The following is a 25,487-nucleotide window of genomic DNA, read 5'->3' on the forward strand; positions in this document are numbered from 1 at the left end:
CCGCCCATCATTCCAACGCGAAGTCGCGTTTTTCCAACGCGAGCGTCCCGGCGAATCGACGGAGTCTCATCGCCTCGGTACCGGTCAGCGAGTGTCCGTCGCGACATCCCGACTCCCGCGTAGCTGGAAGAAACATCCCAAAGCGAGACATCCACTCCCCACGATGCTCAGGCCGAAGCTGCCGGGTTCCGGCACCACCGAGGCGTTTCGAATCATGACGCCGGGGTCGATGTCGATGGAAGTGATGCCCGCCCCGTTGTAGTGGTAGATGAGGACGCTCACCGACGCCTGGATCGTCCATGTCCTCGAATAGTTGAAGTTTCTGTACCAATAGCCATATGTTTCACCAAGGATCTTGTCATCGCTGAAGATGAAGTCGAAGTCTCCGGGTTGAGTGACGGTTTGCCATGTACTGGTGGGAAAATAGCTGTAAAGGCCCACGATACCCCCACCCGAAGACGTGGTCTGGGCCGACGACGACACCGAGAACATGAGCACGTCGCCCTCAGCGACAACCCCCTTGAGGTGATAAAAAGAATCGAAGCCGATGGAACTCGAATCTTCTGCAGGCCCGCTGGGTGGGCCGAGGGTGACCCGGATCGAGCTGGTGATGCTCAACGTCGACCAGCTATAGTTCGTGGCCTGCGGGTCGTATCCCCCGACCGACAGGGAGCCGTCGAGCAGGGCTCCGGCGGCATGGGCCGACCCGACATAGTCTGTACTCGCCTCAGCGACGGCCGTCGCCGTCCCCGGGCTCGACGTGAATGTGGTTTCGGGCAGCGTCAGCGGGGTACGCCCGCCGAGCGAGCCGAGTACGTGGGCGCCGCGATCGTTAGTATATTGGGACGAGATTCTCATCTCCCAGGGATTGGTGGCGAATCCGGCGTCCGCCGCATCGGTCCAACAGCAGAGGATTCCCAGAATGCAAAGCGATTTTCTGTTCATAATGATGCTGACGCCTTCCATCGGATTGAGAGGGGCGGCACTCGGAGTACACCTGATCGATCCCCCACCTGGGAGAGCACCCAGCCAGGCGTTTGAACCCCGTGAGGATGTAGCTTCCCAAGCCTGTCCTTGACCTCGGACGGCGTGATGAAATTCGCCTCTTCACCGAGAGCGTAGGGAGGCTTCAAAAGACCGCGGCTGCGTTTTGCAAGTCAGCTCGGTCCTTCCGACTATAGAGACGACGTTCGCAGCCGGTTTTCACGGCTTCGGGGCGGATCCCGTCGTTCCGGCCGGCAGGGCAGGCAAGGCATGAGCGGAAGCCGGGTTGGTCGACCAGGTGATGAGGCGGATCGGCGGTTCGTGGCCGTAGGCGAGGCGCGAGAGGGTCGCGCCGTCGGGGGAGAATCGGAGTTCGGACCGGGGGGAGGGGGGGCCGTCGAGGGCGAGCAGGGGCCGGCCGCTCGCGACGTCGAGGAGGGTCGTCGTCCCGTCGCCGTCGACGGCGGCGAGGAGTCGGCCGCCGGGGTCGAATTCGAGACATCGAATTGACGAGCCCATCTCGATGACGAGGGGGGTGTCGGACGAGGGTCGGGTCGGCGCGAGGGTGATCTCGCCGGACTCGCAGCCCACGGCCGCGATTGTCCCGTCGAAGCTGATCGCGAGCGCGTTCGGCCACCCGGTCTTCCGGCCGCAGAGATCCGAGGCGACCTCGCCCGCCACGTCCCAGACGGTGAGCCCCCCGGTGGTCGCCAGGGCCAGACACCGGCCGTCCGGGAAGAAGCGCGGCGGGGCCTCCGAGCCCCGCGGTATCGAAGTAGTTCGCCAGTCGGATAGGTCCCACGCGACCGTCGTCGTGACCTGGATCGGGGCGAGCGATCGATAGCTGGATACGAGGCGGGAGCCGTCCGGTGAGAATTCGAACCGGATGGTCTGCCGGAGATCGGCCGGCGGGTGGCCGGGCGGTGGGAAGGGCTGGTCCGGGGGTTCGGACCGACCGTCGAGGGCGACGAGGCAGAATCGGCGAGCGTCCGGGGTGTCCCACGAGACGGCCGCCCTGGAGCCGTCGGGCGAGACGGCGACCGCATTCATCCAGTATCGGCCCACCTTGCGCAGGTCCTCGACGCGGCCGTCGGCGAACGTCCAGCGGAAGAACCGGACGAAGTCAGCCCTCGTCTCGCCGCCGATCAGCGCCTCCGGGGTCCAGGCCGGGCGGAGATCCTGGCTCATCGAGGTTTCGGCGACGGCCTCTCGGCGAGTCGATGACTCCTCCGGGATCCAGAGGTCGACGGCGCCGTCCACGCCGCTCGCCGCGAGGGTCGCACCGGTCGGCGGGAATGCGACGGACCAGTATCGACCGGTCGGGCCGGTGTGGCGGTCGAGGATCCTCCCCGTCGCGGCGTCGTACACGTTCAGGGCGCCGCGGCCTCCACAGGCGGCCAGCCGTCGCCCGTCGGGCGAGAAGGCGATGCCTTCGACGCCGCCCGGCATGCTCGCGAAGATGCGATATCGCGCCCCGGCCTCGCCCTCGCGGTCTCCGGCCCGCACCGCGCCGTCGGCGTGCCCCGTGGCCGCCCAGCGACCCGAGGGATGGAAGGCGACGCATCGGGTGGCGTGGGCGACGTCGTTCCGGGTCGCCTCCAGCGAGGTCGCGTCGTACCAGCGCATCCCCAGCGGTGGATCGCAGGCCGCGGCGATCGTTCGTCCGTCCGGGGAGATGGACAGGCCCTGGATGCGAAATCCAAGCGGATCAGGGGCGAGGGTCCCGCGGCCCGTCGCGAGCTCCCAGCGCGTCAGCCGGCCCGCGTGATCGCCCGAGAAAAGCGAACGGCCATCGGACGAGAAGACGACCGAGACGACCTCGACGTCGACCCGGCCGAGGATTCGGGAGGGCTTCGTCTCGTCGTCGGCGTTCCAGAGGCGGACGGTGCCGTCATTGCCGCAGCTGGCGAGGGAGCGTCCGTCCGGGGCGAAGGTGGCGCAGTCGACGTCGCCCTCGTGGCCGCGGAAGGTGCGGAGGAGGGCGCCGGAATCGGCGTCCCACAGGCGGATGGTGGCGTCGGCTCCGCAGGTGGCGAGGGTGCGGCCGTCGGGGGCGTATTCGACGTGGTAGACGTCGCCCTTGTGGCCTTCGAGGCGTCGGGGCTGGACGTGGCAGGTACGCCAGAGATAGTGCCAGGCGAAGTCGCGGTCGTCCTCGGCGCCGGGGACGGGGATGTGGCGGGAGAGGATGTCGACGGCCTCTTCAAGATTGTTGCGGCGGACGTGCTGGCCGGCCTGGGCGACGTCGCGGACGTACTCGGCCCGGCGCTGGATGCGGGCCAGGTCGCGATTGCGGGAGGAGAGGCTGAGGACCGCGGCGGAGCCGACGGCGGCCAGCAGCAGGGACAGGGTCAGGGCGGCGGCGAGGGGCTTGTGGCGGCGGACCCAGCGCTCGACGCGCTTCCAGGGGCTGGGGCGGCGGGCGAGGATCGGGCGGCCGTCGAGGAACCGCCGCAGGTCGGCGGCCAGCTCGCCGGCGGTCTGGTAGCGCTGGTCGGGGTCGCGGCCCAGGGCGCGGAGGACGATCGTCTCCAGGTCGCGGGGGATCGAGCGGTCCCAGGCGCGGGGGCGGCGGGGCTCGCCCGAGGCCAGGCCGGCGAGCAGGGCGTCGCGGTCGGCGCCCTCGCGAGCGGGGCGGAGGGTCAGCAGCTCGTAGAGGGTCGCGCCCAGCGAGTAGACGTCGGTCCGCTCGTCGACGCGCGAGGGGTCGCCCGACGACTGCTCGGGGCTCATGTAGCGGAGGGTGCCCAGCAGGTCGCCGGTGAGGGTCAGGCCGGGGTCGGACTCCAGGCGGGCGAGCCCGAAGTCGGTGACCCAGAGGACGCCGCGGGCGTCGAGCATCAGGTTCGACGGCTTGACGTCGCGGTGGACCACCCCCTGGCGGTGCGCGTGCTCCAGCGCTTCGGCCGCCTGCACGCACCACCCGGCCGCCGCCCGGTGGTGGGCGACGCCTCGCGGCCAGGGGCCCGAGTCGGACGGGGGTTCGGAACTCGACGCGAGGGGGCCGCCGGCCGCCGCCGAGACCAAGTCCGTCGCGGGCTCGGTGGGGGGCGGGGCGTCGGTCCGGGCCGTCCCGCCGAGCCCGAGGTCGCGGGCCTCGCCGCGGCGCTCGCGGATCCAGTCGGCGAGCGAGCGGCCCTCGATGAACTGCATGGCGTAATAGTGCACGCCCCGCTCGCAGCCGACGGAGAAGATGGGGACGATGTTGGTGTGGTGCAGCCGCGCCGCGGCCTGGGCCTCGACCTGGAACCGGCCCAGACGCAGGGGGTCGAGCGCCGCGGCGAACGGCAAGACCTTGACGGCCACCCGCCGCCTCAGGCTGACCTGGCGGGCCTCGAAGACGACGCCCATGCCGCCGCGGCCGACGGGGCGGACCAGGACGAAGTCGCCGAGCCGGGCCCCGGCCGGGACGTCGTCTGAGTCGTCGAGCGGGGCGGGGAGCCGGCCGGTCACGTCGAGGACCCGGATGCAGGCCAACAGCCGTTCGGCGATCTCGGGGTGGACGGCCGCCAGCAGCTCGGCTTCGACCGGCCGTCCCGATTCCAGGGCGCGGAGATAGTCGTCGAGGGCGCGGGCCAGCTCGGAATCGCCGTCGCCCCCGGACGCGTCGGGGGCCTCGCCGGGGACGCTCACGCGCGGCCCTCCAGCTCGGCGTTGAGCCGCTCCAGGGCCCGCGCCCAGAGCATCCGGACGGCCCCCGGCGACCGGCCCATGCGGGGTGCGACGTCCTCGAACGGCAGGTGGTGGAGCGTGCGCAGGCGGTAGACCTCGCGGTAGTCGTGGGGCAGCCGCTCGACGGCCTCGGCCAGCAGCAGCGCCCGCTCGCGCCGCGCCGCCCCCTCGCTGGGCGAGGGCCCGCGCGCCATCAGGGCCCGCGGGGCCGGCCCCCGCGGCCGGCGGATCATGGCGTCGAGCGATTCCTGGCGGTCGCAGCTCCGCGCCCGGCGGCGGTGGTGCTTGACCTGGTCGGCCAGGCAGTTCGCCAGGATGCGGCGGAGCCAGGCCAGGAACTCGCGCTCGCCGCCCCCTTCGAAGCTCGCGATGTCGCGGCCGGCGCGCAGGAAGGCCTCCTGGACGACGTCCGAGGGGTCGATCCGGGCCCGCAGCGACGGCCCCACCAGCCCGCCGACCGCCGAGCGCAGGCGGTCGCGATGGCGGTCCAGCAGCTCCCCCAGCGCGTCGGCGTCGCCCCGCCTCGCCCGCTCGATCATCGCGCCGTCCTCCCTCGTCGGGGGTCCGCAGCCGCTCCCGAGACGCCACCGTCCCATGATGACGACGTCCGGGGTCGATTCTCACGCCAAAAATCGAAGGACCGGCGATTCCGCGGCGGGCCGTCGGGTTTCGCGGCCGGCCTTCGACGTTGTTGACGCGGGATCCGGGGCGGCACTATGTTGAACCTCCGTGGAACATCCTGGATCGCGACGCGACGGCCCACGGCGGTCGCGCCGGGCACGCCCCTGGGCCGAGGAGACGAAGCGATGGCGAACGACGCCCCCCTGTCGGACAAGCCCGAATGCTGCGAGAACTGGTCGCGGCGCGACTTCGTGCGGAGCCTGGGCGCGGGGATGCTCGGGGCGTCCGTCCCGGGCCTCGGCGCCGCGGCCTGGGCGGCCGACGAGAAGCCCGCGAAGGCCGGCCCCAGCCCCTCCGACCTCGCCGAGACGGCCGTGGCGCGGTTCTACAAGTCGCTCTCCAAGTCGCAGCGCGAGGCGATCTGCTTCCCGTTCGACCACCAGCTGCGGACGGTGGTCAAGAACAACTGGAGCATCGTCAAGCCGACGATCCGCGACCTCGACAAGGAGCAGCAGGCGCTCTGCCGCGAGATCATGAAGGACCTCTCCAGCGAGGACGGCTACGAGCGGTTCATGCGGCAGATGAAGGACGACGCGGGGGGCTTCGACGCCTACCACGTCGCGGTCTTCGGCGAACCCGAGAGCGAGAAGCCGTTCGAGTGGGTGCTCACCGGCCGGCACGACACCCTGCGCGTCGACGGCGACAGCGTCGTCGGCTCGGCCTTCGGCGGCCCGATCTTCTACGGCCACGCCGCCAACGGAAACTTCGACGAGGACGCCAAGCACACGAACAACGTCTGGTGGCCCCAGGCCGAGCAGGCCAACAAGATCTTCTCCACCCTCGACGAGGCCCAGCGCAAGCAGGCGCTCATGGAAGACGCCGAGGCCGACGACTCCGAGACGATCAAGCTCAAGGGCCAGGCGCTCGCCGCCACCGGCCTCTCGATCGGCACGCTCGACGGCCAGCAGAAGGACATGACCCGCAAGCTCGTCGAGACCATGCTCGCCATCTTCCGCGAGGTCGACGCCGCCGAGGTCCGTCGCTGCCTCGAAGCCAGCGGCGGCGTCGACAAGCTCCGCCTCACCTTCTACAAGGAAGACGACATCGGCGACGACGGCGTCTGGGACATCTGGAAGCTCGAAGGCCCCGCCTTCTCCTGGTACTTCCGCGGCGCCCCTCACGTCCACGCCTGGCTCAACGTCGCCCGCCCCGTCTGATCGCCGCGGATCCGGCGGCGTTCGCCAGGGACGCCGCCGGCTCGGCATCTTGCGCAACGGTCGAAGCGACTTTCGAAATCAAAGACGACACTCATGCCCGACGACGATCGCCATGAATTCGACGTGGGCCCCGGCGACGAGATGCAGCGCAAATACGGCTGGTACGCCGAGAATCGGCCCGACATCCACGTCGAGCCCGATCAGGTGCCCGAGCCCCTTCGCGACCTGATCCCCTACGTCGAGCGCTGGGCGATCCCCTGCGACGTCACCCGGGGCGACTACTTCGAGAAGCAACCCGAAGCGGACGTCCGCGAGTTCGTGAGGGTGGTCGCTCCTCGCGACGGCGAGATCAACGCCTGGCTCGACACCTTCAAGACCCAATGGCCCCAGGCGGGCTTCCAGTTCATGTACCTGCTCAAGGCGCTCGGCGAGGCGGCCTGCGACTACCCCGACGAGATCGAGGAGGTCCCGAGCGACGACGCCTAGAGCTCTCCCGGAATTCAGTGTACAGACGTTGACAAATCACCGATAAAGTGATTTCCATCCACGGCGGTTCGTGGAAGACGCCCGTACGCCCCGATCCCAGGGAGGTCCTCATGACTTACGCGCAAACCCTCCTGCCCGAGTTCGATCAGGAGATGGCGAACACCCGCAAGGTGCTCGAACGAATTCCCGACGACAAGTTCGACTGGAAGGCCCACCCGAAGTCGCACACGATCGGCTGGAACGCCAACCACATGGCGGACCTCCCCCACTGGCTCACCGTGGTGCTGACGACGCCCTCGCTCGACATCGCCCCCGTCGGCGGCGAGGCGTATTCGTCACCGAAGCTGACCACCACCCGCGAGGTCCTGGAACACTTCGACCGCAACGTCGCCGCCGGCCGCAAGGCGATCCAGGAGGCCAAGGACGAAGACGTGGGCGCGCCGTGGACGCTGGCGAAGGGCGGCCAACCGATCTTCACCATGCCGCGCGCGGCCATGATCCGCGGCTTCGTGCTCAACCACCTGATCCACCACCGCGCCATCCTCTGCGTCTACCTCCGCCTGAACGACCTCCCGGTCCCCGGGATGTACGGGCCTTCGGGCGACGAGTGAGAGCTGGGCGACATCCCGTAGAGGGGAGCGGGCAGGGCACTGACCAGCGCGATCGACGCGTGCAAAAAAGCCCGGCTCCCCCCGAGGGAAATGGAAGCTCGCCGTAACCCTTTCTTCAATAGATTTGAGGAAGGACAATTTTCGATGGAGAAGGCCTGGGACGGCTATATCCCGCGGATGACCCATTTGTACACCATAAAGTCAGCCATCATGCGGCGTCTGACACCCGATTTTCCAGTACTTCGCCCCTACAACTCAGAGTACGGGCGAGTTACCCTGGGGAAGAATCGTGCTTGCCCGCATGCGTTCGACAGAGTCCCAATCTCCAAACCGGGATTAGCTTGATGCCGAAATACCGCGTCGAGGATTTCGAACCCATCCTCAAGCAGGTTTCCAACATCTGCAGCCATACGCGAATTGAGAATTTCCTCCGAGACGCCAAAAAAATCAATCCAGATATTAAATCTTCTGGAAAGAAAGACCAAATTGTATTTGAGTCGCTAAAGGAAGCGGCGAAAGAAGAGAGCCTGGCTGACGCCATCATCGACATGCTCGTGGACGCCGAAGAATCGGGGCGGCAGTACGTATTCCTCTATAGGGCCAACACTCCCGACGTCGCGGCGGCGGCTAGCGATGCGGAAGCGGTGGCCGAGGGCGTTCTGGGGGTGGGTTGGCAAGAGCGGCTGGAGTTCCCCAAAGTCCTCGCCAGGCCCGAAGGGGAGGTTTGGGCCGATTTTCGCATCGGTCCCACAGGTAGCCTAGGGTCGGGGTGGGTGGCCAAGCGATACCTGGGGAAGAAGCGATGGGAACCATCGGAGCGCAAGCCCGTCAGCGCGGGCCTGGAAGTCCAGATGTGGCGGCAGCGGCTCAGGCGGGAAGTGCTCTTGGTTCGATGGCGGCCTGAAGGCATTCTGGAGATGCGCATCCCGCAGCGACCGACCCGGAACGAGCTTTACGCGGAGGTGGCCGGCCTTTGGACGGCGATCGGCGGCGGCCTGAAGGAAGGCGATTTCGAGCCCTTGAATCTGACGCCTGCCTGCATGAGATTGATAGAGGAGCACGAATCCTACGTGGATCTGTGCAGGCTCGGCGACGCCCGCGTGCGGGACGAGCAGATGGGATTCGCTAAATTTTCCACGCCATCAGGTCGAGACCACTTGATGAGCAACATCACTCGCGAAAAGGCGATCCGGCTGTATCGATTGTGCAGCGAACTGGTGGTCACCTGGCATCTCGACCGGGACAGCCACGATGCGTCGGGCGACCTCAGGACCGTCGTCGGAAAGCACGGGGCGCATACGATTCATGTCAGGGCGAGGACTACCGGAAGGGCGGTCCAGCATGCTACCGACCAATTTCTCAGACTTCTACGACAAGATCCCGCAGGCGCGCCCGGCGCTTGAATCGCTCGCCGCTTGGAGGATGGCGAACCCGCACGTCGATTACATCGACATCCGGCGGATCGTCTCCGAACGCCCCGAGGTGAATGCGGCGCAGCTCGCGTTCGCGCTCGTGGTGCTTGAGAAGCACGGCCTGATCAAAGGCAAGTTCGGCCTTATCGCCCCCACCAACTACGCGCTGGCCGATCGGTTTTTCGATTCGCTTGAGGAGATTCCTACAAAGGCCCTCGACACCACCGACCGGGTGTTTCCGACGGACAATGCGGAGGTCATCCCGATCTACGTGGGCACCGATCGATGAGCGAAGGGGAAGCCCCCGATGCGGAAATGCTCTCGGCGCGGATCGTGGACGACGCCTTGAAGCTTATCGGCGACGGACATGTGACCAGCATCCAACTGCTCGAAGCCGAACGACGTTGGGCGAGCATGGGCGCAATCCCAGAGACATGCAAAACGCTGAGGTTGATGGTCTCCGCCTTAACTTCCCCCCCTCAGGGATCTCGAAGGATTGACAATGCGCGAGAGGTGATCGAGGAAGGCCTTCTCTTAAGCATGAGTTACTTCGGAGAGGGCAGCGCGTTGGCGACTTCGCATGCGACCATGGAAGGACCCGCTTCGTATAAACCTCCCGTCGTCATAATCATCCACGGCATTCAGACGATCGCGCCCTGGATGAAAGACCTGTCGAGAGAGCTGAAGGACGCAGGGTTTCGCCCGCGTACGATGGATTACGACGTGTTCATCTTTGTCTGGCTGCTCCTCCCCTTCCTCCGGCGTCGCAAGGTCGAGCATTTCAAGCGCCTCTACGACGAAATCTGCGAGGACACGGGCGACACGCGTCCATCGATCGTGGCGCACAGCTTTGGAACGTATCTCGTCGCCAAGGCGATGCGGGTTCACAACCTACGGTTCAATCGGATCATCCTTTGCGGCTGCATCGTTGAAACCGACTACCCCTGGAAGACTTGCTTCGATGAAGGGCTGGCGAATGCCGCGCTGAACGATCACGGCAGCCAGGATTTCTGGGCGTGGGTCGCCACTTACGTCGTGAAAGACGCGGGCCAAGCCGGGATTTACGGATTTGGCGAACAGGATGGAAGGCTGGCGCAGATATGCCACGCACATTTCCGCCATTCAGATTATTTCTCCACTCCGACCTACCGGGATACCTGGGTACCCTTCCTGCGTGGCCAGCCGCATAGGCAAGCGATCAACCTCCCAGACGCGGGGCCAAATCGTCGATTTTTCTGGACGATGGTGACCCTGGGAATTGCCATCGCCGCTTTCTTCGTTTATCGCTGGCTCAGGGGTTGATCATCGGCCTCTGCCTTGCGGCACCTCCCGCCTAGGCTCGCGCACCATGTCCATCCAGGTGTGATATGGCATCTGGACGACGCTGGTGGCCGCGGTAAACGCCTGTCAGTAAAGCACCGGCTTCTGGAAATTCTCCATCCCGTTCCGCTGCCCCATCCGGTCGGCCTGATCCCCACGTCGGTTAATAGGTTGCTCATCGACACCAGCCCGACTCGGGCTCATCATCAGGCTCCAACCTGCGCCGTCCAGGATTTGAGGCGGTCGAACGCTCAGGCACCCATCATCGAGCCGATGGCGACTGTGGCGAGGTTCGAGAAGGCGACACCATCCGCCCCGGGGACCTTGGCTGCGACTTGATCCCTAGAACTTGATACGCTTAGGAGCCGAAAGCGTTTCGATCCACGAAAATCAATGGGAAATACAGAGGATTAAATTCGCTTACAAGTATCGATTTACGGTGGAAATAAAAAAGCCCGGCTCCCCCCGAGGGAGCCGGGCACAGCCAGGGAGAACGACGCTTGCTCGTGAAGGCTGCCGAGACCCGACGAATCGCCGGATCTCTAGGTGGGATTTGGAGAAGCGACCGAGCCATCCGTCTCCTTCAGGCCCTTGTCGCTTGCGATGAGAGGGTGTAAAGCACGAGCCGTGCCCAAGACTTGAAGATTCTCGCAAACCCCGCGCATTTCTTCCTTAAATCTTTGCCAGGCCAGAATATAGGCCCCGATAAATTTCTTCGACTGCCTTCAACAGGCCGCTCGTCGCCCGCCCGGAACCCATCAACCATCTCGTTCTTGCCCACGAAGTCATCCGATCCTGCCCGAAATTCGTGCACAAATTCGAAGCGTGAGATCAGGCGCTCGGCGATTCCGGGTGGCACAATGGATCGACCGCCCTGCGTGCTCCTTTGCGCCTCGCCAGGATCAAGCGCCGTTGACGCCGGCGGCCGAAATCTTGGAAGCTGAGGAAAACACGCGGACTTTCGGAGTTCGGGCGAGCATAAGGGAAAGGATCGATCGGCGATGAAGGTCATGGTGCTGGGGCTGGATGGGGCGACCTGGGACATCCTGGGCCCCCTGGCCGCCGAGGGGCTCCTGCCGAATCTCGAACGCCTCCGCAAGGGCGGGGCGTCGGGCGAGCTGCGGTCGGTCTTCCCCCCGCTCAGCCCGGTCGCCTGGACGGGCGTCATGACCGGGAAGAACTCGGGCAAGCACGGCGTCTTCGAGTTCCTGGAGCACGGCCACGACCCCATGAAGGGCCGGGTCAACTCGTCGCGGGCCATCCGCTCGGACCTGATCTGGGAGGTCGCCGCGCGGCACGGCAAGAAGACGATCGCCGGCGGCGTGCCGATGAGCTACCCCCCGCGGCCGGCCCAGGACTTCCCCGGCTTCTACCTCGGCGACTTCCTCAGCCCCGAGAACGCGCCCGACTTCTCCAGCGACCCGGCGCTCTTCGCCGAGCTGGAGCGCGCCGTCGGCCCCTACCGCGCCTGGTCGACCACGATCCACGACGGCGACAACGAGGAGGCCGTGGTCGACGACCTGACGGCGTTCCTCGACCAGCATCTGAAGACGATCGAGTTCCTGATGGGCCGCTGCCCCTGGGACCTGCTGATGTTCGACCTCATGGCCACCGACCGCTTCGGCCATGAGCTGTGGCACGCCTGGGACACGACCCACGCGGCGGCGAAGGGCCGCGAGACCGCCCTGAACGCGCTCCGGCCCAAGCTTCTGGAGTTCTGGAAGACGCTCGACCGCGGCCTGGGCGCGATCATCGACAGGGCGGACTCCGACACGACGTTCCTGCTGATGAGCGACCACGGCTTCGGCGCGATCGAGCACTACGTCAACTTCAACGTCTGGCTGCTGGAGAAGGGCTACATCGCGCTCAAGGACAGCCTGTACGTCAAGCAGAAGCACTGGTTCTACCGCCGGGGCGTGACGCCCGAGTGGTTCTACGGCCTGATGAGCAAGTTCGGCATGGCCGGCCACCGCGTCGCCCGGTTCCGCGGCAAGCAGGAGAGCTGGATCGACCGCCTGGGCGAGAAGACGTTCCTCTCGCGCGAGCACATCGACTGGTCGCGCACCCGGGCCTACGCCCAGGGGAACTTCGGCCAGATCTTCCTGAACCTGAAGGGCCGCCAGCCCCAGGGCTGCGTCGACCCCGCCGAGGCCCGCGCCCTGCTCGACGAGATCAAGGCCGGCCTGACGGCGATCCCCAACCCCGAGACCGGCGAGCCCCTGGTCGAGCACGTCCACGAGGCCGCCGACCTCTACCACGGCCCGTACGCCGAGAAGGCGCCCGACCTGACCGTGACGCTCAAGGACTGGAAGTACCGCACCATCGGCCTGCACGACTTCACCACCCACAAGGTCGTCTCGCCCGCCTTCGGCCCGACCGGCGACCATCGCATGGAAGGCGTGCTGATCGCCGGCGGCCCCGGCGTCGAGCCCCACACCGCCCCCCGGGGCGCGAACCTGCTCGACATCGCGCCGACCGTCCTCCACCTGCTGGGCGTCCCCGTCCCCGCCGACATGGACGGCCGCGTCCTCTCGGAACTCCTCACCCCCGAACTCGCCGCCACGGCCGACCGCCGCGACGAGCACTCCGACGACCAGGCCGCCGCCGTCGCATCCGCCTACGCCGCCGAGGACGACGCCGCCATCCAGAGCCGCCTGGCCGACCTGGGATACCTCTGAAGCCCGACGGCCCTCTCATCGCTTCGACTTGAGCCCGAACTTCATGGTCATGGCGGGGCCGGTCCCCTCGGTCTCGTAGGTCACGGGCAGGCAGGCGAAGGGGAGGGCCTCAAGGCTGGTGATGCGCAGGCCGCGGTCGTCGATCGTCGCGGCGAGGACGCTCGGGAACAGGAGTCGCCGCAAGTCGTCGGCCTTCGGCGATGGGGCCGGGGCGGACGGCTCCCGCGTGCCAAGCAAGGTGAGCAGCCCCGAGTTCCCGACGCCGGCCGGATCGGCCATCTGCAGGATGCCGTCCAACGTCGTGGAGAAGTCCCCACACGCATCGGAAAGATCGGCGATCAGGTCCGGCCAGGGCGAATCCCTCGGGGCGCCGACGATCAGGAGCGACGGATTCGACGGCAGGACCTTGAGGGCCTCGACGACCGCGCCCGACGGCTCCCAACGAGCCGCGGGTTGTAACTCCGCGGTCACGGCTGCGCGGGCCAGGTCCGGGTTGAAGGCGACGACCGCGAAGGCCTCGCCGAGCAGGATGGTCGGCTGCGCCAGCTCCGTGATCCACGGTATCCGGCCGGATGGAGACGTCAGGCGGTAGCCTCGATCGGGCGCCGGCAGGCGCTCCAGGGCGAGGGCCGGCGGCCGAGCGTCGGGCTTCGCCAGGTCGCCGGGGCCGAACTCCTCCTCGCGGAAGAACGCGTTGAGCCGCGCGACCGCCGTTCCCAGCGCCTGGTCGAGCGCCGCGACGTCCCGGTCGCTCATGAGCAACGTAACGCCCGCGGCCCGTTCCCCTACTGCGTTGTAGACGCACCCGGTCGGCCCCAGCCGGTCGACCACCGCCGCAACGAGCCGACGGTTCTCCGGATCTGCCAGGACGCGGTCGGCGACCTCCAAGTACCAGGCGGCGCCGGCGGTCAACTTCATGACCCGCAGGACGGCCAGCGACTCGGGATCGAGGCCGCGGCGGAACGAACCGACGGCGAACGCCCCCGACCCGCGATGGATCGGCGGCAGCCGGTCCTTGCGGAGGCCCGCCGAGTCGAGCATGCCGGCCATGCCGCTCCACGGCCCGTTCGCCTCGAAGCGGACGTCGGTCAGCAGGGCCTTGCCCCGGAACCCCCAGCGGCCGACGACCCGGCCCGATCGGCCCAGTCCCGCGGCGTCCGCCACGTCGGCATCGACCGGGAACGGCGTCGCGAACCGGGCGCGCTGCTCGGCGACCACGCCGCCGCCCGTCACCGATTCGAAGAGGAAGAGCCCGGCGGGGACGAAGCCGGCGAGGTCCCGCCCTTGCTCCCGGGCCGCGGCGAGCCCGGGGTGGCTCGAAGCCTTCGGCGTCTTCCCCTCGATGGCGTCCAGGACGACGTCGGGGCCCTTCTTCTCCAGGGCGGCGAGGGCCTTCTTGAGCAGGCCGGCGTGCGGATCGATGGCGTCCACCGCGTCGTCGGCCCCCTTCTTCTCCAGGGCGTCGCGAATTTTCTTGAGGACGTCGGGGTCCTGCGAGACCTTCTCATAATCGACGTTCGGCCCGCCGAGGAAGATCAGCGAGCCGTCCTCGATCCACCACGTCGGCCCCTCGTCCGCGCCTTCGTCCCCGGCCGGGGCGTCGGGAACCTGGGGCCGGCGGAACGCATAGACGTCGCGTCCCCGCGTCCGCGTCGCGATCGGCTCCATGCCGTCCTCGGGTTTGAGCAGGAACCGGAGGATGCGATGGAAGCGGCCCAGCGCCTCCGGGTCCTCGCCCCTCGGCAGGATGAAGACCGTACGCGAGACGCCCCGGTTCTCGTACGACGCGACGGCGAACCCGCGGTGGACGAGCTGATCTTCGAAAGCCATCAGGTCGGCCGCGGTCAGCGGACCGGTCGTCGCAACCTTGAGCAATCGATCGAGCCCCCCGCGGGCGAACTCCGTCATGAGCGCCCCCGCTGGCGTCCCGTTCAGGACCTCCCGGGCCGCGGTGCCCTTCCACGCCTCGGCGTGCGCGTCGAGGCCGTCGTATTCGAGGTAGAAGGTCAGCCCTTGAGCCGGCGCCAGACGAGACGGCGACCGACCCGGCGCGTCCTGGGCGGCCGTCGCGCCGGCCGTCGCGAGCAGGCCGCACGCGAGGACGATCCTCAGGCTCGACGACGGCGCGCGGAGACCTCGTTCGGGACGCGGCATCGGAATTCCCTTCCCCGATAAACAACGGCCGAGAGGCCGAATGGATCGCTCGCAAGAAAACGCCGAATGGCGTTGCGCGGCGCGGCGATTGTAAGCCGGGCGTCCCGGGCGATCCAGTTTGCGGATCCGATCCGGGCTCTTCTTTCCATAACTCGGCCGTCGACGTCGCGACTACTCCGCCTTGATGCACTTGCCGTAGACCTTGCGCGTCCAGCCGTTGTAGCGCTTCTTGTCGTGTCGGCCGATGTAGAACTCGCGGTCGCCCGGCTTGCCGGCGATCTTGTGGACCTCGTGCGTGTAGAAGTTCGCGACCTTGCAGAAGACGGGGTCGCCGACCTGGACCTCATCCGGGGTGATGTACCACGACTCGCCCTCATTCACCTCCACGCCCGCCTCGTAATGCCGACATCCCAGTCGCTCGGCCTCGGCCTGCGCGAGCACGGGGACGAGCGTCTGGCGCGACCCGCTCGGGACGATCGGCTCCATCGAATGGCCGTGGGCCGTCTTGCAGGTGACCTTGCCCGCCTGCAGGCTCTCGACGACGCGCAGCTCGTGCGGATTCATGATCGATCCTCCCCGGTCGGCGCGAACCTGCGCCTGCCCCGACGTCTCTTGTTGCATCGGCTCGCCCTCGCCGCAAGTCCGCGGGAGGGTTGAGGGCGCGTCGGCGATCGGTTAGCGTACAGGCGTGGCGGCTCTGGAGGTCCTTCCTTCTCTACCAACTCCGTTCTAGGGTCTCCGCTTTCCGCCACGCCACTTCCCTCGGCCCGGGGCTGGGCATGAACGAAATCTACGTGCGCAGGCGCTCCCGGGTCCTCATCCCCGACGGCTCCGGGACCACGCCGCTCGAGGTCCTGGCGACGCTCCAGAAGAACCTCGAAAGCCTCGGCTTCGTGCTCGCGGCCGACGTGATCGAGCGGCTCAGGACGTCGCCGCCGCATCGCGTCGAGCAATTCTATCGCCGCCTGGTGAAGGACCTGGAGACGCTCGTCGGCGCCCACCGACCGTTCAAGCCGTTCTACCCGGGCTTCCCCGAGCAGGTGATGTCGGCCTCGGACGCCGAGCTGTACTTCAACGCGATCGTCCATTACACGACGCTCGATCGCCCCGAGGACGAGGCGGCGGAGCGGCCGGCGCTGGTCGAATCGACGCCGCTCCGCGTCCTGCGCCTCGGCGATCGCGAGGACTTCCGATCGATCCTCGCGACCCTGGCCGCGTCGAAGGTCGCGTACTCGCCCGAGGACGTCGCCGACGTGCGGTGGTTCGTCGCCCAGTTCCGCGAGGCGATCCGCCCCCGCCTGCCGGACGGCTTCCCCTGCAAGGAGAACCTGGCGACCCTGGCCGCGGCCCTCATGCGGCATGCGCCGGGGCTCGTCGAGGTCGTCGACCCGCACGTCAAGACCGCGACCGACGCCCTGCGCGTCGCCGTGGCGCTCAGCGACGGCGACGTCTCGCTGGCCGAGGCGTGCAAGTTCGGCCCGTTCTCCCGCCGCGAGCGGGCGACGCTCCTGGGCTGGGTCGAACGGGCGGGGAATCGCGTCGAGGACATGCTCCGCTGGAAGCCGCGCTGGATCAGGCTGGGAGAGCGCCTGCACCCGGGAGAATACGCGAAGCGGTTCCCGCAGGCCGCCGACGCGTTCGACGTCCTCCGCAACGACCGCCCCCACCGCTCGTTCAACAGCCTGGTCGAGGCAGGGCTCGGGAAGGGGGACGTCGGGGCCGTGCTCGACTTCCTCCACGCCCGGCCCGGCGAGCTGGCCCGTAGGCTCGACCATCTGCTCCGCCTCGGCGACGCCCCGGACGCCGTGATCGCGACGTTCGCGCGCCGCGCGGCCGACGTCTCGACGCCGGTGCTGTTGCAGGTCCACGCCCACTTCCGCCGCCGCGACGAGCCCGAGCCCCTGCGCGCGTTCTTCCCCAAGGGCCAGGTCGCCAAGGTCTACGCGACCGAGAAGACGTTGCCGCCGCTGCCGGCCGGCGTCGCGGATCGGGTCGCAGAGGCTTGCGAGCGGGCGCTCCTCGATCGCTTCGCCGCGCTGCCGCCGCTCGGGGCCTGCTACGTCGACCCGCGCCTGAAGTCGTATCTGGTGCCGTTCGCGCGGCGATCGGCCTCGAAGTCGCTCCGCACGCTGACGCGGGGCAGCCGCCTCCCGCTGCCGGATTGCACGACGCTGCGCATGTTCGTCTGGTGGCGCAACGCAACGCGCCGCGTCGACGTCGACCTCTCGGCGGCGATGTACGGCCGCGACTATCGTTATATCGACGGCGTGACGTATTACAACCTCAAGAACTTCGCCGCCCATCACAGCGGCGACGTCGTCGACGCCCCCCACGGCGCGGCGGAGTTCATCGACGTCGACATGGCCCGTTGCGCGGAGCAGGGGGTGCGCTACGTCGTGATGAGCCTCAACAGCTTCAGCGGCCAGGCGTATCGCGACCTCCCCGAGTGCTTCGCCGGCTGGATGGCCCGGAGCGAGCCGGCCTCGGGCGAGGTCTTCGAGCCCAGGACCGTCGTAGACCGCGTGGACCTCGCCGCCGACACGACGATCTGCCTGCCCGCGATCTTCGACCTGGAGTCGCGCGAGGTCGTCTGGGCCGACGTGGCCCTGAGGCGACATCCGCTCTTCTTCAACAACGTCGCCGGCAACCTCCGCGGCGTCTCGCTGCTGGTCCGGGCCCTGACCAGCCTGCGCAAGCCCGACCTTTACACCCTGTTCGACCTCCACGCCCGCGCCCGCGGCGAGCAGACCGGCGACGCCGACGCCGCGGATTCCGTCTTCGCCGTCGACCGCGGGCTCACGCCGTTCGACCAGGATCGGATCGCGGCGGAGTTTCTCTGACGCCCGGCCCGGCCGCCATCCTCGGCGTGAACCCGCAGCGCGCATGGCGCGGCGGTCGTTCTCGCTTGCCCTCGCAGGTGAGATGTGATTAGACTGGTCGGGCATGGAGCTCGCCACCACCAGCCCGAGTCAAACCAAGATGCCCGAGAGGTTTACAATCAGACGATTCATCCCGAGGCAGGTTCGTCGTTGGGGGCGGGGCTGGCTGATGGCGAGAGATCTCGCCGACGGCCTGACCTGGCCGCGCAGCCCGCGCGATTACATGGGACAGGGGACGAGCCCGACCGACCCCGAGCCGCCGGGCGGGCTGGAACGCTACTATGACGCGAACATGGAAGGGCCCGGCATCTGGAAGTGGCGACAATATTTCGAGCTTTATCGCCGGCACCTGGAGAAATTCGTCGGCCGAAGCCCGCACCTATTGGAGGTGGGGATTTACAGCGGCGGATCTCTCGGCATGTGGCGGGACTACTTCGGGCCCGGGTCGCAGATTTACGGGCTGGACATCGAGCCGTCGACCAGATGTTATGAAGGGCCGGACACCCGGATTTTCATCGGCGACCAGGGGGATCGTGGATTCTGGGAACGCTTCCGTCGCGAGGTCCCGACGTTGGACATCGCCATCGACGACGGCGGACACGCCCCCCATCAACAACGGATCACCCTGGAGGAGATCCTGCCCCATCTTCGGCCCGGCGGGGTGTTCATCTGCGAAGATATCCACGGCGACACGAACCAATTCGGAGCCTACGCGGCCGGGCTGGTCCAAAATCTGAATGCTATGGCCGCCAGGACCCATCCCGATGGCGTGCAGGCCGGAGTCGTCAGTGACGCGACTCCTTTCCAGGAGGCCATCCATTCGATCCACTTCTATCCGTTCGCGCTCGTCATCGAGAAGAACGCGTCCCCTGTGAAGTCGCTGGTCGCGGCGAAGCACGGGACCAGCTGGCAGCCGTTCGGCATGGAGCCCAAGGGCGTCGGGACCGCGACGTCATTGCGGCCGACGGAAGGGTGAGAGGCTATCCGGTAAGTCCGTGGGGCCCGTAAACTGAAGGGGTGAAGGGACGCAGCTTCATCTCCGGCCCCCAAGGATGGCCGCCGTGCGCAAGCCCTACCCCTCGGATCTGAGCGAGGAGCGATGGGCGGTCTTGGAGCCCTTGATCCCGGTCAATGCGGACGGACGGCCGAGGGTCGTCGACGTGCGCGAGGTCGTCGACGCGATCCTGCACCTTAACCGCTCCGGCTGCCAGTGGGACATGCTGCCGCACGACCTGCCGGCCCGGAGCACCGTCCACGACCACTTCGCCCGCTGGCGGGACGACGGCACCTGGCAACGCATCCAGGAGGAGTTGCGTCGCAAGGTCCGCAAGGCGTCCGGCCGCCACCCGGCGCCGCGGGTCGCCTGAATCGACAGCCAGACCGTCAAGGGGACGGAAGTCGGCGGGACGCGGGGCTGCGACGGCGGCAAGTTGCTCCGCGGCCGCAGACGCCACATCATCGACTCGAGGGGGCTGCTGCTCGTCGCGCTGGCGGCGGCGGACCTCGACGAGGGACGCACGCGCGGCACGTCCTGGCGAGGCTGACGGCCGGGCGATGCGCGCGGCGGGAGTCGGTGCGAGGCGACGCGAAGTATCGCAACCATTCGCTCGCCGCCTGGCTCGCGGGCGACGACCGGACCGGCGCCTACGCCGTGGAGGTCGTCGAGCGGCCGCCCGGATCGGTCGGGTTCGTGAAGGTCGCCAAGCGGTGGGTCGTCGAGATAGTCTGAACGCAAATGACAAAAGCGGATGTTCTCGCTTTTATCGCTCGTGGGCAGGACGTAGCGGATCTCGACCTCGTCGCCCGTGACGACCACTCGGTCGACCAGCAGTTCGACCAACTGCCGCTTCCCGTCGAACGTCGCCGTCTCGAGCCCGGCGGCGATCCGCCCGCAGAACGCTTCGAGCGTCGCCGCCATGCCCACGACCTCGTCGAGGCGTTCCGATTCCCCGGCGAGCCGGGCCTCCTGCTCGGCCAGGGTCTGCTGCCTCGACTCCAATTCCCCGCGCCTGCGGCGATACTCTTCCAGTGGGACGACGCCGCCGAGGTAGGCCTCGGTCAGCCGATCGAGCTGGCCCGACAACGACGCCTTCCCCTGCCGCAGCCGCTCCCGTCTCGCCTGGAATTCCTGCGGGTGCCAGCTCCCGGCGGCCGCCCGACGGAACGCCCCGCCCGCCGCGGCCGGATCTCGCAGCAGCTCGCATAGGTCGCCCCAGACCAGGTCGTCCAGGACCGCCGCCGGGATGAACCGCGAGCCGCAGGTCGCCCCGTTGCGATTCCGCGCCGCCCGGGACTTGCCGGTGCAGGTGTAGTAGCCGTAGTGGGGCGGGCGTCGCCTCGCGATGCTCGCCAGGCCGCAGTGGCCGCAGCTGACCAGGCACCGCAGCAGATAGGATCCGACCTTGTTGTTGCGGGACGAGAACGACCGGTTGGCCGCCAGCTTCGCCTGCACTCGCTCGAACAGCCCCGGATCGACGACCGCGGGGATCGGCCCGACGTCGATCCACTCGTCGCGCGGCGTCGGCTCGGCCGTCCCGTGGGGGCGGCCGATCGGGTGGGTCGCCGAGCGTCGCGCTCGGGCCTCGCGGTATCGGTGCCGTCCGGCGTAGACGCGGCCCGTATAGGCCGGATTTCGGAGGATCCCGCGGACCGAGGCGTCGCTCCAGCACGCCTTGCCCGAGGGCGAAGGGACGCCGAGGTCGCGTAGATGGTCGACGAGGCCGTGGAGCGTGCGTCGTCCCTCGGAGTACCAGGCGAACATCTCGGCGACGACCGCGGCCTCGCACGGGTCGAGGTGGACGCCCGAGGGGTCGCGGGGCCTGTCGACCGCCATCCGGTAGCCGTACGGGGCCCGGGTCCACGGCAGCATCTCCCCGGCCCGATATCGACGCTGGCGGCCGCGGCGCGTCCGCTCGGCGATCAAGGTCCGCTCGTACTCGGCGACGGCGCCGCGGATCTGGAGCAGGAGCTGGTCGTGCGGGTCCCGGGACATCGGCCGGTCGAGGAACTCGACCCTGCAGCCCTTGGACTGCAGCTCCTCGAGCAGGAGGGTCTGGTGGACGAAGTTGCGGGCCAGCCGGTCGGGGTCGGTCAGGAGGATCGCGTCGAACGAGGCCATGGCCGCCGCGTCGCGGAGGCGGTCGAGTCCGGGCCGCTTGAGCGCGGCCCCGCTGTAGCCGTCGTCACGAAAGACGTTCGCCTCCTGGAGGTCCCAGCCCCGGCCTCGGGCATGCTCCCGCAGCCGCCCGATCTGCTCGTCGATGGTCTGCGCCTCGGCCTGCCGCTGCGTCGAGACGCGTGCATATATCGCGATCTTCATCGGTCGTCTCCTCCGCGGTGGTGGGATGGCCCGGCTCGTCGGGCTTGGCTCGCGCCGGCCCGGGGCCGGACGGCGACCAGCCCAGGAGCAGCTGGTAGGCGCGATCCCATCGGCGCTGCCCGTCCGGGCGGGACGCGAATCGGCGGGTGGTCCGCCAGTCGTGGTGCATGGCCGCCTCCCCGAGGCGATGTGCCTCGGGGAGAAGGTACGGGACAAGCCCAGGGCCCGCCCGGATCATCTGGGCCGGCGCGGCCTCAGGGCCAGCCGGCGGGAGCGTGCCAGGCAGAATTTGTCATTTGCGATTAGACCATCGAGCGGACGTTCGCATGGATCGGTCGCTCGCGGCGCAACAGCCGCGACTTCGAGCGGCTGGAGCGGTCATCCGAGGCCATGATCATAGTCGGTTCGATCCACCGCGTGCTTCGCACGTCGGCCCCGACTCGCGCAATCCTCCCACGCCGTTCAAATACCGAGGAAATCAGGGATTGGTTATCGGATAGCCTCTGAGTCGCGATCAGCGACCACCACGGGCGGCAAGACGCCCGGCGGATCGGCAGGAAGCTCAGGTGGGACGAGCGGACGGCGGAATGGATCGAGTCATCAGGGCTCGAGTTCGTCCGGCTCGGGTCGTCGGCGCCGCCGCGACGTTCGACCAGGATCGGATCGCGGCCGAGTTTCTCCGCCCCCCCGGCCGGCCGCCGGCCTCGGCGCGAACCCGCCGCGGAGGCGGCGCGTCCGGAAAGGCCGTGTTGCCGGCCGGCGATCCCGGGGCTAGAATGGAGGCGCACGGTCGATCGTAGTTCTTGCGTATCGCACGCGTTGCCACCTCTCCTTTCCACACGCGAAGGAGCCCGACGATGTCTCCATCCACCCGCCCTATTGACTCGTCGGGCCCGATTTCTCCGTTCGAACCTGCAACGGACCGCCCCTGAGCCGAGCGACGCCCTCGCGCGTCTCGACCCCGGGCGGATGATCGTGCGGATCGCCGCGCCTTTCGCGGAAGCTCCGTTCGAAAATCGGGCCGTCTCCCCTTCGTCCCGCCGCGCGTCGAATCGCGCCGGCGGCCGGCGTCGCTTTTCCTTGCGCGGCGTCGGGCTGAGCCAAGGGATTCTTTACGCGTAGCCGCTTGCTTAATGATGAGGAACGAGGACGATCATGGGACGTCATTTCCCCCTGCGCCGGAGTGAGGATTGGATCCCGGGCGAGGCGATCGACCGCGAAGGCTCGCGGCTCCCGGGGGCGCGGCGACGCCGCGCCGGCCGGGGCGGCGGGCCCTCGGAGCCGACGAGCCGCAAGGCGATGCAGCTCTGCCACCAGGTGGCGGTGACGCTGAGCGAGGTCCTCGCCGATTGCGGCGATCCGCTGCTCCAGAGCCTCCGGGTCCTGAACGTCGAGCCCGCGCCCGACGCCTCGCGGCTCACCGTCGCCCTGGCGTGCGACGACGCCGGGGCCTTCGGCCGCGTCGAGGACCACCTGTCGCGGGCCTCGGGCCACCTCCGCGGCGAGATCGCCCAGGCGATCACCCGCAAGCGCGCGCCGGTGCTGATCTATCACATCGCCCCGGTCGAGATCGAGGCCTGAAAACGGTCGAGGCCGCCGCGCCTTTCGGCGCGGCGGCCTGAATCTCGCGACGAATCCCGGACGCGTCGGGCGTCAGCCCACGACGACCCGGCCCGGCTGGTCGACGGCCACGGCTTCCTCGATGGCCACCTCGCGGTCGAGGAACGCGCGGATGGTGCCCGCATTGGTGCGGAGGTGTTCGGTCACGCGCGAGACGGTGTAGACCGAGCGGCCCTCGGCGAGGGCCAGCGGCAGCAGGATCTGGTCGGCCGAGTGGGGGTCGACCGCGGCGTCGGGGACGCCGAGGAAATCCAGCAGCTCGTCGACGGCCTCGTCGGCGACCAGCTCCGCGGGCTTGCCGCGCTCGCCGACGGCGACGAACGTCGCGGGGGCGGAGCCGGCGTGCTCGGCCGTCAAACTGATCGCCGCTCCCTGGCCGGGGCTGGGCCACGTCGCGGTCTCGATCTCCAGGTCGACGTTCCAGCCCTCCTCGGCGAGGCGGGTCAGGGCCCGGTCGCGCAGGCGTCGGGCGACGTCCTCGCGGAGGTTGGCGGTCCCGGCGACGCCGCGGATCCGCAGCAGGTCGCCGCGGGTCGTGCGGACCCAGGGCTTGGGCGTACCGGGCTCGATCCAGGCCTCGAGGCGGCCGCCGCCGCGGGGGTAGAAGCCGGCCGCGGGCGTCGCCAGGGCGACGGCCAGGCCCATGTGCGTCAGGTGCGCCCGCCAGGTCTGCTCGAGGAAGGGGTAAGGCGGGGCCTTGGGGTTGAACGTCCCGCCGGTCAGGACCACGCGGGCGGCGGTCTCGGCGCGCATGGCCAGCGGCAGGTGCAGGGTCTGGAGCACCAGGCCGGTCGAGCCGGCGGTGCCGATGTCGATCGTCAGGTCGCGGGGATCGACCGCGCCGGGGCGGAAGACGACGTCGCGCGAGCCGACCTCGGTGCCGAGGACCTCGGCGCGGCCGAGCAGGGCGGCGGCCTCGACGGCCATCTTGTGCTGCGGACGCAGGCCCGGCTTGTCGCGGCCGGCGCGGAGCTTCACGATCCGGAACGGCTTGCCGGTCAGCAGCGAAAGCGACAGGGCCGTGCGGAGGATCTGCCCGCCCCCCTCGCCGCGCGAGCCGTCGAGGACGACGAGTGATTCCGACGGGGGCTGGGGAGACGACACGGCGCGCGATTCCCTGGAGATCCGGGGGCTGGGGGGAGAGGCCCACGACGGCCGCAACGGTCCCGAGGCCGCCTGATGCGCCGCATGGCTGGTCCAGCGCTTCCGACACGCCCCGGCGGGGTTCGGTTCGATCTCCGTCGAGGGGCGCTCCCGCCGGTCCCCGGGTCCGATGTCGCCTTCCATGGTCGCGCTCCTTCGATGCGGGGTCAACGGGACGCCGACCCCGGCGGCCGGATCCGGTGCTTCACGCTCTTGCGGGTCGTCCTAGCCGGCGACCTCGTCCTTGGCCGGGGTGGGCCGGGGGCCGGCGTCGCGGCCGGCGGCCGACTTCGCGGGCTTCTCGTCGATCACGCCGCGCTGGTTGCGCTCGGCCCAGATCAGCACCAGCCGCTGGCTGCGCTGGTCGGGATGCTCGCCCGCCGCGGTGAACAGGAAGGCGCCGAGGCTCCGCTCCTGGTCGGGGAGGCAGCCCAGCACGACGGCCTGCGTCGGCTCGACGACGAGGGTGGTGGTCAGGTCGCGGAGGGCGTCCTGCTGCTGGCCGTCGGCGATCTTGAACTCCTGCAGCGCGTACGGCGTGGGCTGCTGGAGGGGCTGGTACGATCGCTGCACGGGCCCGTGGTGGATCTCGGGCGTGAACCGCAGCGAGACCGCGTCGGACTCGTGGTGCTCGGGCGTGACGCGGTAGAAGCCGCTGGCCATGGCGTAGTCGCGGCCGGTGACGTGGCGGTCGAGGTTCAGCAGCAGGCTCGCCTCGTCGACCCCGTCGCTGAGCGTGAGCAGCTCCTGAGTCCCCTCGGGGACGAGGAACGTGACCGGCTCGACCTTGTTCGGCGGCGGCGCGTTCATCAGCGCCTCCAGCTCGCGGGGGAGGTCGCCGGTGATCCGGCCCATGCGGATGCCGTTGGCCTGCAGCGCCAGCCGTTCCTCGGGGGCGACGGCCTGCTCGTCGACGGCCCTCCAGGCGGCCTCGTTGACGAGCGGGTCGCGGAAGGGGCGGGTGAGGACCGCCATGCGGAGCGCGCACTTCTTGGGCTCGATGACCTCGCCCTGGCGGCGGCCGATCCGGTCCAGAAGGTTGTCGGGGCGGATCTGGTCCTTGTGCGGGTTGCAGCCCCAGACGCCGGCCGCCCCCGCGGCCAGAAGGCCGAGAACGGCCCGCCGCGACGCGACGGCCGAAAACCCCCATTTCGCACGCATGGGGCGGAATCCTTTCCGCATGGCTGACCCTTCCTCCGACCGCATCTTCCCCGCCGACGGGGGCGAGTCTAGGAAGAGTCGACGACGCCGTCAATTGCAGTCGCCCGCGCCGGGGCCCGGCGTCCACCTCCTGTTCACTTGATCCGGTTGAGATCCGGCCGGTGGGCGGGTATACCTGTGTCGACGGCCGGGCCCGGTCCGGCCGCCTCC

18 protein-coding genes and 1 pseudogene are annotated in these 25,487 nt (G+C 68.7%); 11 read left to right on the plus strand and 8 right to left on the minus strand.

From position 1 onward, the window contains the following. Window positions 1-84: 84 nt before the first annotated feature. The 3 genes from PZE19_RS26555 to PZE19_RS26565 form a co-directional block, all read right to left on the minus strand. A complete protein-coding gene (locus PZE19_RS26555) occupies window positions 85-945 on the minus strand; it encodes a hypothetical protein (protein ID WP_277863620.1) in 861 nt (286 codons plus the stop codon). Between the two features lie 258 nt (window positions 946-1,203). After that, entirely contained in the window at window positions 1,204-4,617 is a 3,414-nt protein-coding gene (locus tag PZE19_RS26560; RefSeq protein ID WP_277863621.1) for a WD40 repeat domain-containing serine/threonine protein kinase, read from the minus strand. Then, window positions 4,614-5,195 carry a sigma-70 family RNA polymerase sigma factor gene (locus tag PZE19_RS26565; protein ID WP_277863622.1) on the minus strand — a complete coding sequence of 194 codons (582 nt, stop codon included), beginning with the start codon at window positions 5,193-5,195 and terminating at the stop codon, window positions 4,614-4,616. Before PZE19_RS26565 ends, PZE19_RS26560 begins: the two co-directional genes overlap by 4 nt. 267 nt (window positions 5,196-5,462) lie before the next feature. Between PZE19_RS26565 and PZE19_RS26570 the strand changes: the two genes are divergently transcribed. The 7 genes from PZE19_RS26570 to PZE19_RS26600 all read left to right on the plus strand — a co-directional run bounded on the left by PZE19_RS26570 (window position 5,463) and on the right by PZE19_RS26600 (window position 13,001). After that, window positions 5,463-6,494, plus strand: a complete 1,032-nt coding sequence (locus PZE19_RS26570; RefSeq protein ID WP_277863623.1) for a DUF3500 domain-containing protein — start codon at window positions 5,463-5,465, stop codon at window positions 6,492-6,494. A gap of 93 nt (window positions 6,495-6,587) precedes the next feature. After that, window positions 6,588-6,980, plus strand: a complete 393-nt coding sequence (locus PZE19_RS26575) for a hypothetical protein (protein WP_277863624.1) — start codon at window positions 6,588-6,590, stop codon at window positions 6,978-6,980. Window positions 6,981-7,090: 110 nt separating this feature from the next. After that, a complete protein-coding gene (locus PZE19_RS26580; protein ID WP_277863625.1) occupies window positions 7,091-7,591 on the plus strand; it encodes a DinB family protein in 501 nt (166 codons plus the stop codon). 344 nt (window positions 7,592-7,935) lie between these two features. Next, complete coding sequence (locus tag PZE19_RS26585) at window positions 7,936-8,994, plus strand: hypothetical protein (protein ID WP_277863626.1); 1,059 nt, start codon at window positions 7,936-7,938, stop codon at window positions 8,992-8,994. Further along, complete coding sequence (locus PZE19_RS26590) at window positions 8,933-9,292, plus strand: hypothetical protein (protein WP_277863627.1); 360 nt, start codon at window positions 8,933-8,935, stop codon at window positions 9,290-9,292. Before PZE19_RS26585 ends, PZE19_RS26590 begins: the two co-directional genes overlap by 62 nt. Further along, window positions 9,289-10,305, plus strand: a complete 1,017-nt coding sequence (locus PZE19_RS26595) for a lipase family protein (RefSeq protein WP_277863628.1) — start codon at window positions 9,289-9,291, stop codon at window positions 10,303-10,305. Before PZE19_RS26590 ends, PZE19_RS26595 begins: the two co-directional genes overlap by 4 nt. 1,019 nt (window positions 10,306-11,324) lie before the next feature. Then, window positions 11,325-13,001, plus strand: coding sequence for an alkaline phosphatase family protein (locus tag PZE19_RS26600; RefSeq protein ID WP_277863629.1), 1,677 nt, complete (start codon window positions 11,325-11,327; stop codon window positions 12,999-13,001). A gap of 15 nt (window positions 13,002-13,016) precedes the next feature. On the opposite strand, the gene PZE19_RS26605 is transcribed toward PZE19_RS26600, so the two are convergent. Both PZE19_RS26605 and PZE19_RS26610 read right to left on the minus strand, forming a co-directional pair. Further along, on the minus strand, window positions 13,017-15,155 hold the full coding sequence (locus tag PZE19_RS26605; RefSeq protein ID WP_277863630.1) for a hypothetical protein: 2,139 nt from the start codon (window positions 15,153-15,155) through the stop codon (window positions 13,017-13,019). Between the two features lie 171 nt (window positions 15,156-15,326). Further along, window positions 15,327-15,719: a hypothetical protein gene (locus PZE19_RS26610; protein WP_277863631.1), complete on the minus strand. Its 393-nt coding sequence runs from the start codon at window positions 15,717-15,719 to the stop codon at window positions 15,327-15,329. Between the two features lie 215 nt (window positions 15,720-15,934). Here PZE19_RS26610 and PZE19_RS26615 point away from each other — a divergent pair, with 215 nt between their 5' ends. The 3 genes from PZE19_RS26615 to PZE19_RS33205 all read left to right on the plus strand — a co-directional run bounded on the left by PZE19_RS26615 (window position 15,935) and on the right by PZE19_RS33205 (window position 19,401). Further along, entirely contained in the window at window positions 15,935-17,995 is a 2,061-nt protein-coding gene (locus PZE19_RS26615; RefSeq protein WP_277863632.1) for a TerD family protein, read from the plus strand. A gap of 103 nt (window positions 17,996-18,098) precedes the next feature. Continuing rightward, a complete protein-coding gene (locus PZE19_RS26620; protein WP_277863633.1) occupies window positions 18,099-19,010 on the plus strand; it encodes a class I SAM-dependent methyltransferase in 912 nt (303 codons plus the stop codon). A gap of 76 nt (window positions 19,011-19,086) precedes the next feature. Continuing rightward, window positions 19,087-19,401, plus strand: coding sequence for a transposase (locus PZE19_RS33205; protein WP_368411387.1), 315 nt, complete (start codon window positions 19,087-19,089; stop codon window positions 19,399-19,401). Window positions 19,402-20,249: 848 nt separating this feature from the next. Here PZE19_RS33205 and PZE19_RS33210 read toward each other — a convergent pair. Continuing rightward, window positions 20,250-21,353: pseudogene (locus tag PZE19_RS33210) on the minus strand (recombinase family protein); the annotation flags it as partial. A gap of 1,155 nt (window positions 21,354-22,508) precedes the next feature. Here PZE19_RS33210 and PZE19_RS26630 point away from each other — a divergent pair. Beyond that, window positions 22,509-22,934, plus strand: coding sequence for a ribosome-binding factor A (locus PZE19_RS26630; RefSeq protein ID WP_277863635.1), 426 nt, complete (start codon window positions 22,509-22,511; stop codon window positions 22,932-22,934). A 72-nt stretch (window positions 22,935-23,006) separates the two neighbouring features. Here PZE19_RS26630 and rtcA read toward each other — a convergent pair whose 3' ends face one another. Next, complete coding sequence (gene rtcA, locus PZE19_RS26635; RefSeq protein ID WP_277863636.1) at window positions 23,007-24,077, minus strand: RNA 3'-terminal phosphate cyclase; 1,071 nt, start codon at window positions 24,075-24,077, stop codon at window positions 23,007-23,009. Between the two features lie 264 nt (window positions 24,078-24,341). Then, entirely contained in the window at window positions 24,342-25,277 is a 936-nt protein-coding gene (locus PZE19_RS26640) for a hypothetical protein (protein ID WP_277863637.1), read from the minus strand. Window positions 25,278-25,487 lie beyond the last annotated feature (210 nt).

It is taken from the genome of Paludisphaera mucosa (genome assembly GCF_029589435.1).
Lineage (GTDB): Bacteria > Planctomycetota > Planctomycetia > Isosphaerales > Isosphaeraceae > Paludisphaera > Paludisphaera mucosa.